Raw genomic sequence first — 13,638 nt, 5'->3', positions numbered from 1 at the left:
GCCGCAAGGCCGAACTCGACGCCGTCCGGGCGATGCGCGCCGAGCGCGACCGCCTGATCGGCGAGCTCGCGAAGCTGTCGCTCAATCCGGCGGGCGAGGCCGCCCTGCGCACCGTGCAGGCGAGCAATGCAACTTACGTGGCGCTGGAAACCGAGTTCCTGCAGCTGGCGGATGCCGGCAAGGCCGACGAAGCGAAGGATCTCCTCCTGAACCGCGCGACGCGCGCCCAGGTCGAATACATCCAGGGGCTGGACAAGTTGTCCGACGTGATGGAGGACGATACCAAGGATGAAGTGCGCGACTCCGCCGCGATCTACCACGCGGGCCTGAACCTCCTGGTCGGATCCGGGATCGTCTGTGCCCTGCTGGGGGCGGCGTTCGGCTGGATCGTGAGCCGCTCCATCACGGCGCCGATCGCCCAGGCCGTCGCGGTGGCCCGGCGCGTCGCCGAGGGCGACCTGCGGGTGGAGGTGCAGACCACGCGCCGGGACGAGCCCGGCCAGCTGCTGCAGGCCATCGGCACCATGACGGCGAACCTGCGCCACCTGGTCGGCGAGGTCATGAACGGCGCCCACCTCGTCGCCGACACGAGCACCCAGATCGCGCAGGGCAACGTCGACCTGTCGCAGCGCACCGAGGAGCAGGCCAGCACGCTGGAGGAAACCGCGAGTTCGATGGAGGAACTGACCTCCAGCGTGACGCAGAACGCGGACCACGCGCGGCAGGCCAGCCAGCTCGCGGTGGACGCCTCGCAGGTCGCGCGCAAGGGCGGCGAGGTCGTCGGCCAGGTGGTGCAGACCATGACCGGCATCTCCGAGTCCTCGCGCAAGATCTCCGAGATCATCGGCGTGATCGACGGCATCGCCTTCCAGACCAACATCCTGGCGCTGAATGCAGCGGTGGAGGCGGCGCGGGCCGGCGAGCAGGGCCGCGGCTTCGCCGTCGTGGCCGCCGAAGTGCGCACGCTGGCCCAGCGCAGCGCCGCCGCCGCCAAGGAGATCAAGGCCCTGATCGGCGGATCGGTGGAACAGGTCGACGCCGGCTCGCGGCTGGTGGAATCGGCCGGCAGGACGATGAACGACATCGTTGCCTCCGTGCAGAAGGTCAGCGACCTGATCGGCGAGATCGCGGCGGCGAGCCACGAGCAGAGTTCCGGCATCGAGCAGGTCAATACCGCAGTGACGCAGATGGACCAGGTCGTGCAGCAGAACGCATCCCTGGTCGAAGAGGCGACCGGCGCCACCGAGTCGATGAAGGAGCAGGCCGCGGCGCTGCTGCAGACGGTGTCGCGCTTTCGCATGGACGTGGGGGCCGCGCCCGCCTCGCGCGTGCCGGCGGCGGCCGTCGTTGCGCCGGCCGTTGCGCGTGCGGCGCCTGCGCCGACGGGCGCGATCCCGTTCAAGCCTGCCGTGCCCCTGGCGCCGCAGCGGGCGAAGGCCGCTTCCTCGAACGGGCATGCGGGAAATGGCGAGTGGAGCTCCTTCTGAGCGGCGCTCGCGTGCTCACCGGCGCTTGACGCACCGCAGCAGCGAAACGCAGCAGCCGCTCGCGTTTACCCGGTAGCACCTTCGCTTGTGTCGGTTCGATAGTGCGCGTGGCGCGTGCAGGAATGCACGCCCAGGCGCATGGTGCTTCAAGAGTGGATGGCACAGCGTATGCATGCCAACCCTCGTAGCGCCGTGCTCGTGCACCGGCAGCGGGCACGCTGCCCTTCGAGGACCACGAAGCCATGACTACCACGCGACGCAGCCTGCTTGCCAAGGGTTCGATCACGGCCGCCGCCGCCGGCGCGGCGCTGGGCGTGCCGATGGTCGCCCGGGCGCAGCAGAACTTCTCCTGGAAGATGACGAGCGCCTACGGAAAGGGCTCGCCCTTCTACATGGAGGGCCCGGGCAGCGCCACCGACCTGGCCGCGCGCATCAACGCCATGTCCAACGGGCGGCTGCGCATCCAGGTGTTCGGCGCCGGCGAGCTGATCCCCGCGCTGGAAGGCTTCGATGCGGTGCGTGCCGGCACCGTGGAGATGAACCACGCCAACAGCTACTTCTGGACCGGCAAGACCTTCGCCGCGCAGTACTTCTGCGCCGTGCCCTTCGGCCTGAACTTCCAGGGCATCAACGGCTGGCTGTACGACGGCGGCGGCCAGCAGCTGTGGAATGAAGTCTATGCGCCCTTCGGGCTGGTGGCCATGCCCTGCGGCAATACCGGCGTGCAGATGACCGGCTGGTTCAAGAAGGAGATCCGCAACGTCAACGACCTCAAGGGCCTGAAGATGCGCATCCCCGGGCTGGCGGGGCGCGTCTATGCGGCGCTGGGCGTGGATGTGAAGCTGTTGCCCGGCGGCGAGATCTTTCCCGCGCTCGAGCGCGGCGTGATCGACGCGGCGGAATTCGTCGGCCCCTTCCAGGATCGCAAGCTGGGCCTGCACAAGGCCGCCAAGTACTACTACACGACCGGCTGGCACGAGACCGCCACCGTCTCCGAACTCCTGGTCAACAAGGCCGCGTGGGCCAAGCTGCCCAAGGACCTGCAGGCGATCGTCGAGAACGCCGCGGCGGCCTGCAACGTGATCAGCGAGGCGTGGTGCCAGCGCACCAACGCGGAAGCGATGGAGGACCTGGTGAAGAACCAGGGCGTGATCGCCCGCCCCTTGCCGGACGAGGTGGTCCGCCGCCTGCACGAGGTGACCAACCAGGTGCTGGCGGAGGCGAGCGCCAAGGACCCGCTCACGAAGAAGGTGCACGACTCCTACATGGGGTACAAGAAGAAGTACGAGGCGTGGGCGGGCTACAGCGAAGGCCCGTACCACGCCAAGATCCTCGGCGCCTGAGCCCATGCGGGGAATGCACTCCGGCGGCACGCCGCCACCCCGCGCGAGCGGCGCGGAAGTCCTGGTGCGCGGCATCGAACGCGGCATCGATGCGGTCGGCCGCGGCGCCGCCTGGCTCACGCTCGCCGTCGTGCTGCTGATGGCCACCGACGTGCTCCTGCGCTATGCCTTCAGCATCGGCTCGGTGTGGGCGCAGGAACTCGAATGGCACCTGCTCGCGCCGCTGGTGCTGGCGGGAATGACCTACGCCCTGCAGAAGGGCGACCACGTCCGGGTGGACATCTTCTATGCGAAGTACCCACCGCGCACGCAGGCGCTGGTCGACGTGTTCTCGGCGCTGCTGGCGATGGTCTTCGCCATCCTGGTGATCCGGTATTCGCTGCGCTTCGTGGCGCAGTCGTATGCGGTCAACGAAATCTCCGCCGATCCGGGCGGGCTCACGCACCGCTGGCTGCTCAAGGCGCTGATTCCGGCCGGCTTCGCGCTGTTCGCCCTGCAGGCTGCGGCCCAGGCCGTGCACGCGGCGCTGCGCTGGAAGAGGGCCGCGCGATGAGCATGAACGAGATGCTGGCCATCGGCCTGCTGATCGGCTTCTTCGGGCTGCTGCTGGTCGGCGTGCCCGTGGGCATCACGCTGGCCGCCAGCGGCTTCTTCTTCGGCTTCCTCGGTTTCGGCGAGAGCCTGTTCAACCTGCTGCCGGCCCGCATCTACGGCGTGGTGGCCAACTACCAGTGGCTGGCGATCCCGCTGTTCGTGTTCATGGGCGTCATGCTGGAGAAGTCGCGCCTGGCCGAGGACCTGCTGGACGTGATCGGCCACCTCGCCGGCGGCCTGCATGGCGGCATGGCCCTGGGCATCGTCCTCGTCGGCGTGCTCATGGGCGCGACCACGGGGATCGTGGGGGCCACCGTGATCACGCTGGGGCTGCTCACGCTGCCGACCCTGCTGCGGCGCGGCTACGACCCGGCGATTTCCTGCGGTGCGATCTGCGCCTCGGGCACGCTGGGGCAGATCATCCCGCCCAGCCTGGTGCTGATCCTGCTGTCCGACATCATGCAGCTCTCGGTCGGCACGCTGTTCGCGGCGGCCGTCCTGCCGGGCCTGATGCTCGCCGGCCTCTACATCCTCTGGATCGTCTTCAACGGGGTGTTCCGCCCGCAGTCGATGCCGCCGGTGCCGAAGGCGGAGCGCGACTCGCTCACCCGCTACGTGCTCTGGGGCCGCGTGGTGAAGGTGGCGCTGCCGCCGCTCGCGCTGGTGCTGGCCGTGCTGGGTTCGATCATCGCAGGCGTCGCCGCGCCGACGGAGGCGGCGTCGATGGGCGCACTGGGCTCGATCATCGTCGTGGCCGCCGCGCGCCGGCTGAGCATGGAGGTGCTGCGCGAGGTGATGCGCAGCACCATGCGCACCTCGGCGATGGTGCTGTTCATCCTGATCTGCTCCCAGGTCTTCAGCCTCGCGTTCCGCGGCCTGCAAGGCGAACTGCTGATCGAGGACCTGTTCAAGCTCCTGCCCGGCGGCATCGCGATGGCGGTGTGGTTCCTCATGGGGCTGATCTTCGTGCTCGGTTTCTTCATCGAGTGGATCGAGATCAGCTACATCGCCGTGCCCCTGTTCCTGCCGATCTTCGCCGCCGCCGGCGTCGACATGGTGTGGCTGGCGATGCTGATCACGGTCAACCTGCAGTCCTCCTTCCTCACGCCGCCCTTCGGCTGGGCGCTGTTCTTCCTGCGCGGCGTCGCGCCGCCGGAAATCAGCACCCGCCACATCTACACGGGCGTCGTCCCCTTCGTGGGGCTGCAACTGCTCGGGATCGTGCTGGTGTTCTCGTTCCCGGCCATCGCCACCTGGTTGCCCAAGGCAATCGGCTGGTAAGCCGCGTAGAGCTGGCCCGAAACCTGCTTCATATCTTTCGACAGGCCGAGGGCACGCGGCTTGTGCAAGTTGTCTCCTCCACCTCGGGAAAGGGTGGTTGGGCCCCGGTCGGCAGAGCCGCCGGGGCCTTTTTGCCCGCGCTGCACCATACTGGCGGCATGGGCAGCCCGCCGCTTGCCAACACCGCCGAACGCTATGGCTGGATCGCGATCCTCCTGCACTGGGGCATGGCGGCGCTGCTGGTCGGCCTGGTCGGCCTGGGAATCTACATGGTGCGGCTTCCCGATGTTGGCTACGACCGCGAGAAGATCACCCTCATCCTGGTGCACAAGGCCCTGGGCATGAGCGCGCTGGCCGCGGCGCTGGCCCGCGTGGCCTGGCGCCTGACGAATGCGTTACCCCGTTTTGTCGATGGTCTGCCCGCATGGCAGCAGGTCAGCGCGCTTTTCGTCCACCTGTGGCTGTATGCCCTGATGTTCGCGCTGCCGCTGACCGGCTGGCTCATGTCGTCCGCCGGCGGCTACCCGACGCCCATCTTCTCCTGGCTCGATGCGCCGGACCTGATCGGGCCCGACGAGCACCTGTTCCGCACGCTCATCGACGTGCACCGCTGGCTCGGATACGCCTTCGCGGCGCTCATCGCCCTGCACGCCGCGGCGGCCCTGCGCCACCACCTGGTGCTCAAGGACCACACCTTGCGCAAGATGCTTCCCGGAGCCTGACGGCGGGCCGCAAGCCACGGCGTCGCGCGCCGAAGCGCCACCTATACTGATTCGTTGCCATTCCGGAGGGATGCACGCCTTCGGGCGCCCGCGCGAGAGAATGCTGGACGGAAAACAGGTGCTGATCGTCGAGGACGACCCGGTCACGGCCGTCGTCCTGGGCGGAATGCTGCTCAAGCTGGGTGCGGCGGCTGCCGTGCGGCAGCAAGCTGCCTCCGCGTGGGACGCGCTGAGCGCGCAGCACTACGACCTCGTCTTCCTCGACCTGAGCCTGGGCAGCCACGACGGCGAGGCGCTGCTGCGGCAACTGCGCGGCGGCGACGCCACGCAGGCGCGCCCGCCCGTCGTGGTGATCACCGGCCGGCACGATATCGACGCGCGCCTGCACCTGCTCGAAGCCGGCGCCGACCAGTTCGTCATGAAACCGTTCGACCTGCGCGAGCTGCAAGCCCTGGTGGGCGAGGTGTTCCGGCGCCGGGCGCCTGCCGATGGCGCGCCCGGCCCCGGCGAACTGGAGCTCGATCCGGTCCAGCGTGTCTGCCACTACCGCGGCCGACTGGTGGTGCTCACGCGCGTGGAGTTCGACATCCTCCTGTGCCTCGCGCGTTCGTTCCCGCAGGCCGTGCCTGCGACGGGCTTGCTGCACGACGCCGGCGACGGCGCCCCCGGCGTCACCGCCTTGCACGTGCACGTCCACCACCTGCGCCAGAAGCTCCACCACGCGGCGATCGAAACGGTGCGTGGCGTCGGCTATCGCCTGGCCGACCGGCAACGCGCCGATGCGACGCTGCAAGCGCTGGCCGCGTAGCACGCTGCGCGCCGCCTAGCGCGCCTGTTCCACCACGAACACCGCAAGCTCGCGCACCACGCGGGCCATCGCTTCGTTGGCCGCGCGCACCCCGCCTGCCGGCGAGGCTTCGGCCAGCGGCTGCCGCGCGACGAACTCGCGCGATGCGAGCACCCGCTGCGCCGCATCCGCGAGCTGCGCATGCAGCACGACGCGCAGCACCGGCGGCTGCGTTTCGAAGTCCTGCAGCAATTCCAGCACGTCGACCTGCAGCGAGTGCGTGGACGCACCGGCATGGGGCGGCACCAGCACCGCCTGGAACCGGCCCGTCGCTTCCAGCGCGCGCACCAGCAGCGGCTTGAGCATCTGCGGCGGCGATTCGGCCCACGCGTTGCGGCTGTAGTACGCGAGGTGGTGCGGCCGCAGGCTGTAGGCCATGCGGGGCGTGTCGTAGGCGGGCCGCGCCTGCGGCGCCAGCACCAGCAGCGTGAGCGGCGCGCGCCCGGGGTGCGGCAGGTCCGCCGGCAGCTGGTCGATCAGCGAGGTGGTGACGACCGGTTCCGGGGCCGGCAGCGCGCAGCCGCCCAGCACCGCGGCCGCGCAGGTCTGCACGAAGGCACGCCGCCCCGCTCGCGTCATTGCGCCTCGCCCGGGCCGGCCGGCACGGGGCGGGCGCCGCGCCACAGCACCGAGGGATTGCGCTGGATGCGGATCGCGGCTTCGTCGAGGGTGCTCGAAAGGTGCTCCATGCGCGCCAATGTACGCTGGGCCTCGGGCAGCAGCTGCAGTTGCAGCGAGCGCACGGTGTCGTTGCCGGACTGCAGCAGCGGCTCCAGCTGCGTGCTGGCGCGCTCGGTGTGGTCGAGGATCACGCCCATGCGCTGGCGGGTGGAGGTGGACAGGTCGTCCAGCCGCACGAGCGTCTGCTGCGCCTGCGGCAGGATCCGGGTCTGCATGGTGCGCAGCACCTCGTCGCTCGATTGCAGCAGCGGCTGCATGCGGGCGCTGGCGCGTTCCGCATTGGCCAGGAAGCTCTCGATGCGCTGGTTGTTGGCGGCCAGCGTGCGCGTGACCTGTTCGAGGTGGGCCAGCGACTGCTTCATCGAGGCCACGGTGTCGCGGTCCAGCATGCCCTCGAGCGTCGCCGTCACCCGCTGCACGTTCTCGCTCAGCTCGCCGATGGTGGTGTCGAGGCTCACCGTCTGCGGCGGCGCGCTCGCGATGACGGGGTGCCCTCCACCCTTGCTCGGCGCCAGCGGTGCGGCGCGGCCGCCGCCGTCCTCCAGGCTCACCAGCACGTAGCCGGTGAAGCCGCGCGTGGCCAACCCGCGCCCGGTGATCGTGGCCACCGTGGCGGTGCTGACCGGCGTGTCCTTGCGCACCGCGAGCAGCACCCGCACGTTGTGGGCATCGGTGAGTCGCACCTCGCGCACCTCGCCGACCTCGACGCCGTGGAACTCCACCGGCGCACCGGGGATCAGTCCCGAGACCGGCTGGCGCGAGCGGATCTCGTAGGTGGCGTAGCGCCCGAGGTTGACCGCGTAGGCGGCCGCGGCCGCGGCGGCGACGACGGCGAGCGAGAGCGCGAACGCCCACCTCGCCCTGGACAATGCGCTGGCTTGCATGATGCGCTCCCTGGCCGGACAGCCTGCCCGATGGAGCGGCACAGGCACACTTTGGTTCCCGCCGGCGCAAGCCTACACTGCGCGCATGCAGACCGCCACCGCGACACCCTGGGCCGACGCCGGCAGCGTCGACGTCCTCCTGTTCGATGTCTTCGGCACGGTGGTGGACTGGCATGGCAGCATCGTGCGCGAGATGGCGCACGCGCATCCGCAGGTCGACGGTGCTGCGTTTGCGCGCGCCTGGCGCGCCGGCTACCAGCCCGCGATGGCGCGGGTGCGTTCCGGCGAACTGGGCTGGACGCTGATCGACGACCTGCATCGCATCATCCTCGACACGATCCTGCCGCAGTTCGGCCTGGCGCACCTGGAGGATGCGGCTCGCGCGCAGCTCAATCGCGTCTGGCACCGGCTCGACGCGTGGCCGGACTCGGTGGAGGGCGTGCGCCGGCTGAAGGCGAAATACATCTGCTGCACGCTGTCGAACGGCAACCTCGGACTGCTCACTCGCATGGCCAAGCGCGCGGGCCTGCCCTGGGATTGCGTGTTGTCGGCCGAGGTGTTCCGCGCGTACAAACCCGATCCGGCGACCTACCTCGGCGCCGCGAAGGTCTTCGACGTGCCGCCGCATCGCGTGATGCTGGTCGCCGCCCACCACGACGACCTGGCGGCCGCCCGCGCCTGCGGCCTGCGCACGGCGTACGTCGAGCGGCCGTTCGAATTCGGCCGCGACCAGCCCAAGGACGTCGCGGCCAGGGCGGAGAACGACCTGCACAGCGCCGACCTGCTGGACCTTGCGGACCGGCTGGGCTGCCCGGCCGCGGTGTAGTCAGGCACTGACAGCCAGCGGCGCAGGCGGACTAGGCAGGGCGGCGCAGCCTGCCTAAGCGCGCCGGCGGCCGCGCGGCGCACCATGGCATCGTGAAAGGAAGAGCGATGCCTGAAGACCGTACCCCCATAGACCACGGGCTGGCGCATCCGCAACCGGAGCGCGGCCGCATCCCGCAGCCCAAGCCGCAGGCGGGCGAGGATGAGCGCGAACTGGTGCCCGACCAGCCGACCCACGAGGAGCCGAAGCAGCCGGGCGTCGGCGGCCACACGAACTTCGTGCAGACGCCGGATTGAGGAGCCGCCCATGGTGATGTTCAAGACGAAGTTCCAGCCCAGGGTGGCGTCGGACAAGCCGCAGGCACAGCAACAGCAGCAGCGGCAGCCGGTGCCGCCGATGCCGAAGCCGCAGCAGCAGGACAGGAAGGCGCCGCCGATCGAGAAGGAGCGCGGGCCGCAGTACCCGGTGAAGGAGCCGGGGCCGGGGCACGCGCCCGAACGGGTGCGCTGAGAAGCGGGCGCACTGGATTCCCGCCTTCGCGGGAATGACGAACAGGTGTGCGCGGGAATGACGGGCGAGGGACGTCAGTCGCGCGTGACGCGCAGCACTTCCTCGCGCGAGGTGATGCCTTCGCGGATCAGGCGTTCGCCGTCTTCGCGCATCAGGCGCATGCCGGCCGCGAGCGCGGCGTCGCGGATGGTCGCCTCGCCGGCGCGTGTGTGGATCATGCCGCGCACGCGCTCGTCGGCCAGCATCAGCTCGAAGATGCCCGTGCGGCCCTGGTAGCCGGTGTAGCCGCAGTGCTGGCAGCCACGCGCCACGCCTTCGCCCGCCACCTTGCAATGCACGCACAGCTTGCGCACCAGGCGCTGCGCCAGCACGCCGAGGAGTGACGAGCTGAGGAGGAAGGGCTCCACCCCCATGTCCGTCAGGCGCGTCACTGCGCTGGCGGCGTCGTTGGTGTGCAGCGTGGCGAGCACCAGGTGGCCGGTGAGGGAGGCCTGGATCGCGATCTGCGCCGTCTCGTAGTCGCGGATCTCGCCGATCATGATCACGTCGGGGTCCTGGCGCAGGATGGCGCGCAGGGCCTTGGCGAAATCGAGGTCGATCTTCGGGTTGACCTGCGTCTGCCCGATGCCGGGCAGCTCGTACTCGATCGGGTCCTCCACCGTCATGATGTTGCTGGAGGTGGCATCGAGCCGGCTCAGCGCCGCGTAGAGCGTGGTCGTCTTGCCGGAGCCGGTCGGGCCGGTGACGAGGATGATCCCGTGCGGCTGCTCGATCAGGTGCAGGAAGCGCTCCAGCGTGGCGCCCGTCATGCCGACGGACTCCAGGCTGATGCGGCTTTCGCTCTTGTCCAGCAGGCGCAGCACGGCGCGTTCGCCGTGCGCGCTGGGGATGGTGGAGACGCGCACGTCCACGGCGCGGGTGCCGATGCGCAGCGAGATGCGGCCGTCCTGCGGCAGGCGCTTCTCGGCGATGTCCAGCTCCGCCATGATCTTCAGGCGCGAGATCAGCGCGGCGTGCAGCGCGCGATTGGGCTGCACCACCTCGCGCAGCGCGCCGTCGACGCGGAAGCGCACGCTGGAATGCCGCTCGTAGGCCTCGATGTGGATGTCGCTGGCGCCGTCGCGCGCGGCCTGCGTGAGCAGCGCGTTGAGCATGCGGATGATGGGCGCGTCGTCGCTCGCCTCCAGCAGGTCTTCGACCGCCGGCAGCTCCTGCATCATGCGCGTGAGGTCGGCGTCGTTCTGCACTTCGCTGACGACGGTGGCCGCGCTCGATTCGCCCTGGGCGTACGCGGCGCTGATGCGCTGCGCCAGCGCACCGGCATCGAGCTGCTGCAGCGTGCGCACCGGGTACTTGCGCAGCACCTCGGTCCACGCCGGCTGCGGCGCGCCGGCGTGCCACAGCACCAGCTGGTGGCCGTCGTCTTCCAGCAGCAGCTGCTGGCTGCGCGCGAACGCGTAGGGCAGGGGGTAGCGCATGGCAGGCGTCAGCGGGCGCTGGGTGCCGTGGTGGCGGGCGGCGCCAGCAGCGGCGACCAGGTGTTCAGCCCCGGCGGCACCGGCTTCGCCGGCTCGGGCACGATCGGCGCGCCCTCCACCGCCTTCAGCACCGGGCTGGGCGCCGGCTGCGTGTTCTGCTGCTTGGTGCGCATGAGGTCGTAGCGATCCAGCGAGAGCGCGTCGCTGTCGTTCGCGTCGCGGATGACCACCGGCCGCAGGAACACCATCAGGTTGCTCTTGGTGCGGCTGCGCGCCTCGCTGCGGAACAGGCTGCCCAGCACGGGCACGTCGCCGAGGCCGGGCACCTTTTCCTGGTTGTTGCCGTACTGGTCCTGCAGCAGCCCGCCGATCACGATGATCTGGCCGTCGTCGACCAGCACGTTGGTCTCGATGGTGCGCTTGGTGGTGGTGGGGCCGTTCGGGTCGCTGCGCGTGTTCTGGTCGACGCTGGAGGTCTCCTGGTAGATCGTCAGGCGGACCGTGCCGTTGTCGGCGATCTGGGGCTTGACGCGCAGCGTGAGGCCCACGTCCTTGCGCTCGATGGTCTGGAACGGGTTGACCGTGTTGCCCGAGGCGCCGGTGTTGGTGAACTGGCCGGTCACGAAGGGCACGTTGGAGCCGACGACGATCTTCGCTTCCTCGTTGTCCAGCGTCATGAGGTTGGGCGTGGACAGCACGTTGGCATCGCCGCTGCGCTCGAAGAAGCGCGCCAGGGCGCTGAGCACGATCCGGCCGTCGATGTTGCGGGCCACGCCGATGTTGAAGCCGGTGGGCGGAGGAACCAGCGAGGTGCCGCCGTTCTGCGTCGCCAGGCTGAAGATGTTCTGGCCGGCGACCGCGGCGCTGAAGTTGCTGCCCAGGAACCCGATCACGCTGCTGTTCGAGTTGCCGATGATGTTCTGCCACTGGATGCCGAACTCCGCCGCCTTGTCGTTGTTCACTTCGACGATCAGGCTCTCCACCAGCACCTGCGCGCGGCGGCCATCGAGCTGGTCGATCACGGCGCGCAGCTGCCGGTACTGCGGCTCCGGCGCGGTGATGATCAGCGAGTTGGTGGCCGGGTCGGCCTGCACCTGCCCGCCGGTGGAAGGCTGGGCCGAAGGCGCGATCGGCGTGTTGGCCGCGCTGGTGCCGGTGCCGCTGCCCGCGCCGCTCAGGCCGCCGGTCACGTTGGGCGGGTTCACCCCGCCGCCGCCACCGCCGACGGCGACCGCGCCCGGCGCGCCGGTGCCCGTGGGCGCCGTGCTCGCGATCGCCGCGCGCAGGATCTGCGCCAGCTTGCTCGCATCGGCATTGCGCAGGTACACCACGTGGATGTTGCCGGCCGCACCGGCGCCGAGGGGCCCGGGCACGTCGAGCCGCGCGACCACCGAGCGCACCAGGTTCAGCCGGGCCGGATTGGCCGCGCGCACGATCAGCGAGTTGCTGCGCGCCTCCGCGACCACCGTGGTGCGCGCCGAGGTGTCCACCTGGCCCTGGGCCCCCGGCGCGCCGCCGGTCGGACCGGAAGCGTCCACCAGCCGCTGCACCACCGGCGCGATGTCGACCGCCAGCGCGTGCTGCAGGTTCAGCACTTCCACGTCGGTCGAATTCGGGATGTCGAGCGCCGCGATGATGCGGGCCAGGCGCTGCAGGTTGTCCGCGTAGTCGGTGATCACCAGCGAGTTGTTGCCGGGATTGACGTTGATCGTGTTGTTGGGGCTGATCAGCGGCCGCAGGATGGGCACCATGTTGCCCGCGTTCTCGTAGTTCAGGCGAAAGATCTGCGTCACGATCTGGTTGCCGGCGCTGCCGCCTTCCACGATCACCTGGCCGCCCTGCAGCTTGGCTTCGGCCTCCGGCACCACCTTCAGGAGCCCGCCGGATTCGACCACCGTGAAGCCGGAGAGGCGCAGCGTCGCCACGAACTGGTTGAAGGCGGCCTGCGGCGGCACCGGGCGGTCGGTCGACAGGGTGATGGTGCCCTTCACGCGCGGGTCGACCACGATGTTGCGGCCGGTGATGGCGGCCATCGTGCGCGCCACCGCCTCGATCTCCGCGTTGACGAAATTCAGCGTGATCGGCTCGTTGGCGCGTTGCGCGTGCAGCAGGCCGGGCGCGACGGCCAGCAGCAGCACGGCTGCGAGCGAGGCGAGGACAGAACGGAAATTCATGGCTGGCGTTTCTGGCTCTCTAGCCGATGGAGATGAGCGAACGGGCGCCGCTGCGGCGTCCGATGATGTTCAGGAGGTTGGCGAGCGCGGCCTCGCGGTCCGGTGCGGCGCTGGCTTCGCCGCGGAAGTGCAGCCGCTCGCCCACCCATTGGCCGCTTCCGGACAGCTGCAGGCTGCCTTCCAGGGTTTCCAGCCGCAAGGCGGCGGGCGTGCCGCCTTGCACGGTGATGCGGTAGCTGCCCATGGGCCTCAGGGTAGACAGGCGCGACGCGACGCGCTGCGCCACCAGCTCGGCCCGCCCGGCGATCGCCGGCCGGCCTTCGACCCATTCTACTGAAAGGCCCTGCGTCGTCAGCCGCAGATCGCCCTCGAATTGCAAAGTGTTCCAGGGCGTGCCCAGGCCCGCGGTCACGCCGGCGGGCCACTCCGACGTGGCGTCGCCCACCTGCACCCCGAAGCCCCCCAGGCGCCAGCGCGCGCGCACCGGGATCGCCGTCGGCGTGCAGCATTCCGCCCGCAGCGCCGCCGCCACGCCGTCCCAGCGCGGTCGCAGGTCCCAGGCCACGCGCCCGGGCAGGGCCGCGGCGTCGGTGCTGCCCGGTCCGCCCGTGAGGACCACGCGGGCCGAGCCGCCCCACACCGTGCCGCGCACTTCCGACAGGAGCACGTGCTCGCCGGAAGCGCGCTCGACGCCCGCAGCCAGCCAGCGGGCGGGCGCGAAGACGACGAGGGCGGCGAGCAGGCCGAGGATGGCGCCGGCGACGGCCCACCCCCAGGGAACCTCGCGGACGGAACGCTGCGCGCGCGCCAC

General features: G+C 70.3%; 14 protein-coding genes (1 of these 14 cut by a window edge). 9 read left to right on the top strand and 5 right to left on the bottom strand.

Annotation, left to right across the window (positions count from 1 at the left end):
- The 6 genes from JI746_RS28255 to JI746_RS20170 form a co-directional block, all read left to right on the top strand.
- Window positions 1-1,487 carry the 3' portion of a methyl-accepting chemotaxis protein gene (locus tag JI746_RS28255; RefSeq protein WP_201692070.1) on the top strand. It extends 232 nt beyond the left edge of the window, so the window shows 1,487 of its 1,719 coding nt (coding positions 233-1,719); its start codon lies off the left edge, out of view; it ends in the stop codon at window positions 1,485-1,487.
- 242 nt (window positions 1,488-1,729) lie between these two features.
- Window positions 1,730-2,830, top strand: a complete 1,101-nt coding sequence (locus JI746_RS20190) for a TRAP transporter substrate-binding protein (RefSeq protein WP_201692069.1) — start codon at window positions 1,730-1,732, stop codon at window positions 2,828-2,830.
- A gap of 4 nt (window positions 2,831-2,834) precedes the next feature.
- Window positions 2,835-3,383, top strand: a complete 549-nt coding sequence (locus JI746_RS20185; RefSeq protein WP_201692068.1) for a TRAP transporter small permease subunit — start codon at window positions 2,835-2,837, stop codon at window positions 3,381-3,383.
- Window positions 3,380-4,705, top strand: coding sequence for a TRAP transporter large permease (locus JI746_RS20180; protein ID WP_201692067.1), 1,326 nt, complete (start codon window positions 3,380-3,382; stop codon window positions 4,703-4,705). The genes JI746_RS20185 and JI746_RS20180 overlap by 4 nt, the downstream gene beginning before the upstream one ends.
- Before the next feature lie 158 nt (window positions 4,706-4,863).
- Window positions 4,864-5,427, top strand: a complete 564-nt coding sequence (locus JI746_RS20175) for a cytochrome b (RefSeq protein WP_201692066.1) — start codon at window positions 4,864-4,866, stop codon at window positions 5,425-5,427.
- A 118-nt stretch (window positions 5,428-5,545) separates the two neighbouring features.
- Window positions 5,546-6,235, top strand: a complete 690-nt coding sequence (locus JI746_RS20170; protein WP_201692065.1) for a response regulator transcription factor — start codon at window positions 5,546-5,548, stop codon at window positions 6,233-6,235.
- A 15-nt stretch (window positions 6,236-6,250) separates the two neighbouring features.
- On the opposite strand, the gene JI746_RS20165 is transcribed toward JI746_RS20170, so the two are convergent.
- Window positions 6,251-6,853, bottom strand: coding sequence for an ABC-type transport auxiliary lipoprotein family protein (locus JI746_RS20165; protein WP_201692064.1), 603 nt, complete (start codon window positions 6,851-6,853; stop codon window positions 6,251-6,253).
- Entirely contained in the window at window positions 6,850-7,839 is a 990-nt protein-coding gene (locus JI746_RS20160; RefSeq protein WP_201692063.1) for an MlaD family protein, read from the bottom strand. The genes JI746_RS20165 and JI746_RS20160 overlap by 4 nt, the downstream gene beginning before the upstream one ends.
- 85 nt (window positions 7,840-7,924) lie before the next feature.
- Here JI746_RS20160 and JI746_RS20155 point away from each other — a divergent pair, with 85 nt between their 5' ends.
- From JI746_RS20155 to JI746_RS20145, 3 genes are all read left to right on the top strand, one after another.
- The gene (locus JI746_RS20155; RefSeq protein WP_201692062.1) at window positions 7,925-8,665 is read left to right on the top strand and encodes a haloacid dehalogenase type II; all 741 of its coding nucleotides are present in this window, start codon (window positions 7,925-7,927) and stop codon (window positions 8,663-8,665) included.
- Window positions 8,666-8,772: 107 nt separating this feature from the next.
- Window positions 8,773-8,961 carry a hypothetical protein gene (locus JI746_RS20150; protein ID WP_201692061.1) on the top strand — a complete coding sequence of 63 codons (189 nt, stop codon included), beginning with the start codon at window positions 8,773-8,775 and terminating at the stop codon, window positions 8,959-8,961.
- Window positions 8,962-8,971: 10 nt separating this feature from the next.
- The gene (locus tag JI746_RS20145; protein ID WP_201692060.1) at window positions 8,972-9,175 is read left to right on the top strand and encodes a hypothetical protein; all 204 of its coding nucleotides are present in this window, start codon (window positions 8,972-8,974) and stop codon (window positions 9,173-9,175) included.
- A gap of 74 nt (window positions 9,176-9,249) precedes the next feature.
- Here JI746_RS20145 and gspE read toward each other — a convergent pair whose 3' ends face one another.
- The 3 genes from gspE to gspN are packed head-to-tail and all read right to left on the bottom strand — an operon-like array spanning window position 9,250 to window position 13,638.
- On the bottom strand, window positions 9,250-10,653 hold the full coding sequence (gene gspE / locus JI746_RS20140) for a type II secretion system ATPase GspE (RefSeq protein WP_201692059.1): 1,404 nt from the start codon (window positions 10,651-10,653) through the stop codon (window positions 9,250-9,252).
- Window positions 10,654-10,661: 8 nt separating this feature from the next.
- The gene (gene gspD / locus JI746_RS20135; RefSeq protein ID WP_201692058.1) at window positions 10,662-12,827 is read right to left on the bottom strand and encodes a type II secretion system secretin GspD; all 2,166 of its coding nucleotides are present in this window, start codon (window positions 12,825-12,827) and stop codon (window positions 10,662-10,664) included.
- 19 nt (window positions 12,828-12,846) lie between these two features.
- Window positions 12,847-13,638 carry a type II secretion system protein N gene (gene gspN, locus JI746_RS20130; RefSeq protein ID WP_201692057.1) on the bottom strand — a complete coding sequence of 264 codons (792 nt, stop codon included), beginning with the start codon at window positions 13,636-13,638 and terminating at the stop codon, window positions 12,847-12,849.

This window comes from Ramlibacter alkalitolerans (assembly GCF_016722765.1).
In the GTDB taxonomy this organism is placed as follows: Bacteria; Pseudomonadota; Gammaproteobacteria; order Burkholderiales; family Burkholderiaceae_C; genus Ramlibacter; species Ramlibacter alkalitolerans.
Note: the sequence above shows the minus strand (reverse complement) of the source record. Positions and strands in the feature narration are given on the sequence as shown.

Coding starts and splice junctions, on each gene's coding strand:
- JI746_RS20190 (WP_201692069.1), top strand. CDS start 1,730: ATGACTACCACGCGACGCAGCCTGCTTGCCAAGGGTTCGATCACGGCC.
- JI746_RS20185 (WP_201692068.1), top strand. CDS start 2,835: ATGCGGGGAATGCACTCCGGCGGCACGCCGCCACCCCGCGCGAGCGGC.
- JI746_RS20180 (WP_201692067.1), top strand. CDS start 3,380: ATGAGCATGAACGAGATGCTGGCCATCGGCCTGCTGATCGGCTTCTTC.
- JI746_RS20175 (WP_201692066.1), top strand. CDS start 4,864: ATGGGCAGCCCGCCGCTTGCCAACACCGCCGAACGCTATGGCTGGATC.
- JI746_RS20165 (WP_201692064.1), bottom strand. CDS start 6,853: ATGACGCGAGCGGGGCGGCGTGCCTTCGTGCAGACCTGCGCGGCCGCG.
- JI746_RS20160 (WP_201692063.1), bottom strand. CDS start 7,839: ATGCAAGCCAGCGCATTGTCCAGGGCGAGGTGGGCGTTCGCGCTCTCG.
- JI746_RS20155 (WP_201692062.1), top strand. CDS start 7,925: ATGCAGACCGCCACCGCGACACCCTGGGCCGACGCCGGCAGCGTCGAC.
- JI746_RS20150 (WP_201692061.1), top strand. CDS start 8,773: ATGCCTGAAGACCGTACCCCCATAGACCACGGGCTGGCGCATCCGCAA.
- JI746_RS20145 (WP_201692060.1), top strand. CDS start 8,972: ATGGTGATGTTCAAGACGAAGTTCCAGCCCAGGGTGGCGTCGGACAAG.
- gspE (WP_201692059.1), bottom strand. CDS start 10,653: ATGCGCTACCCCCTGCCCTACGCGTTCGCGCGCAGCCAGCAGCTGCTG.
- gspD (WP_201692058.1), bottom strand. CDS start 12,827: ATGAATTTCCGTTCTGTCCTCGCCTCGCTCGCAGCCGTGCTGCTGCTG.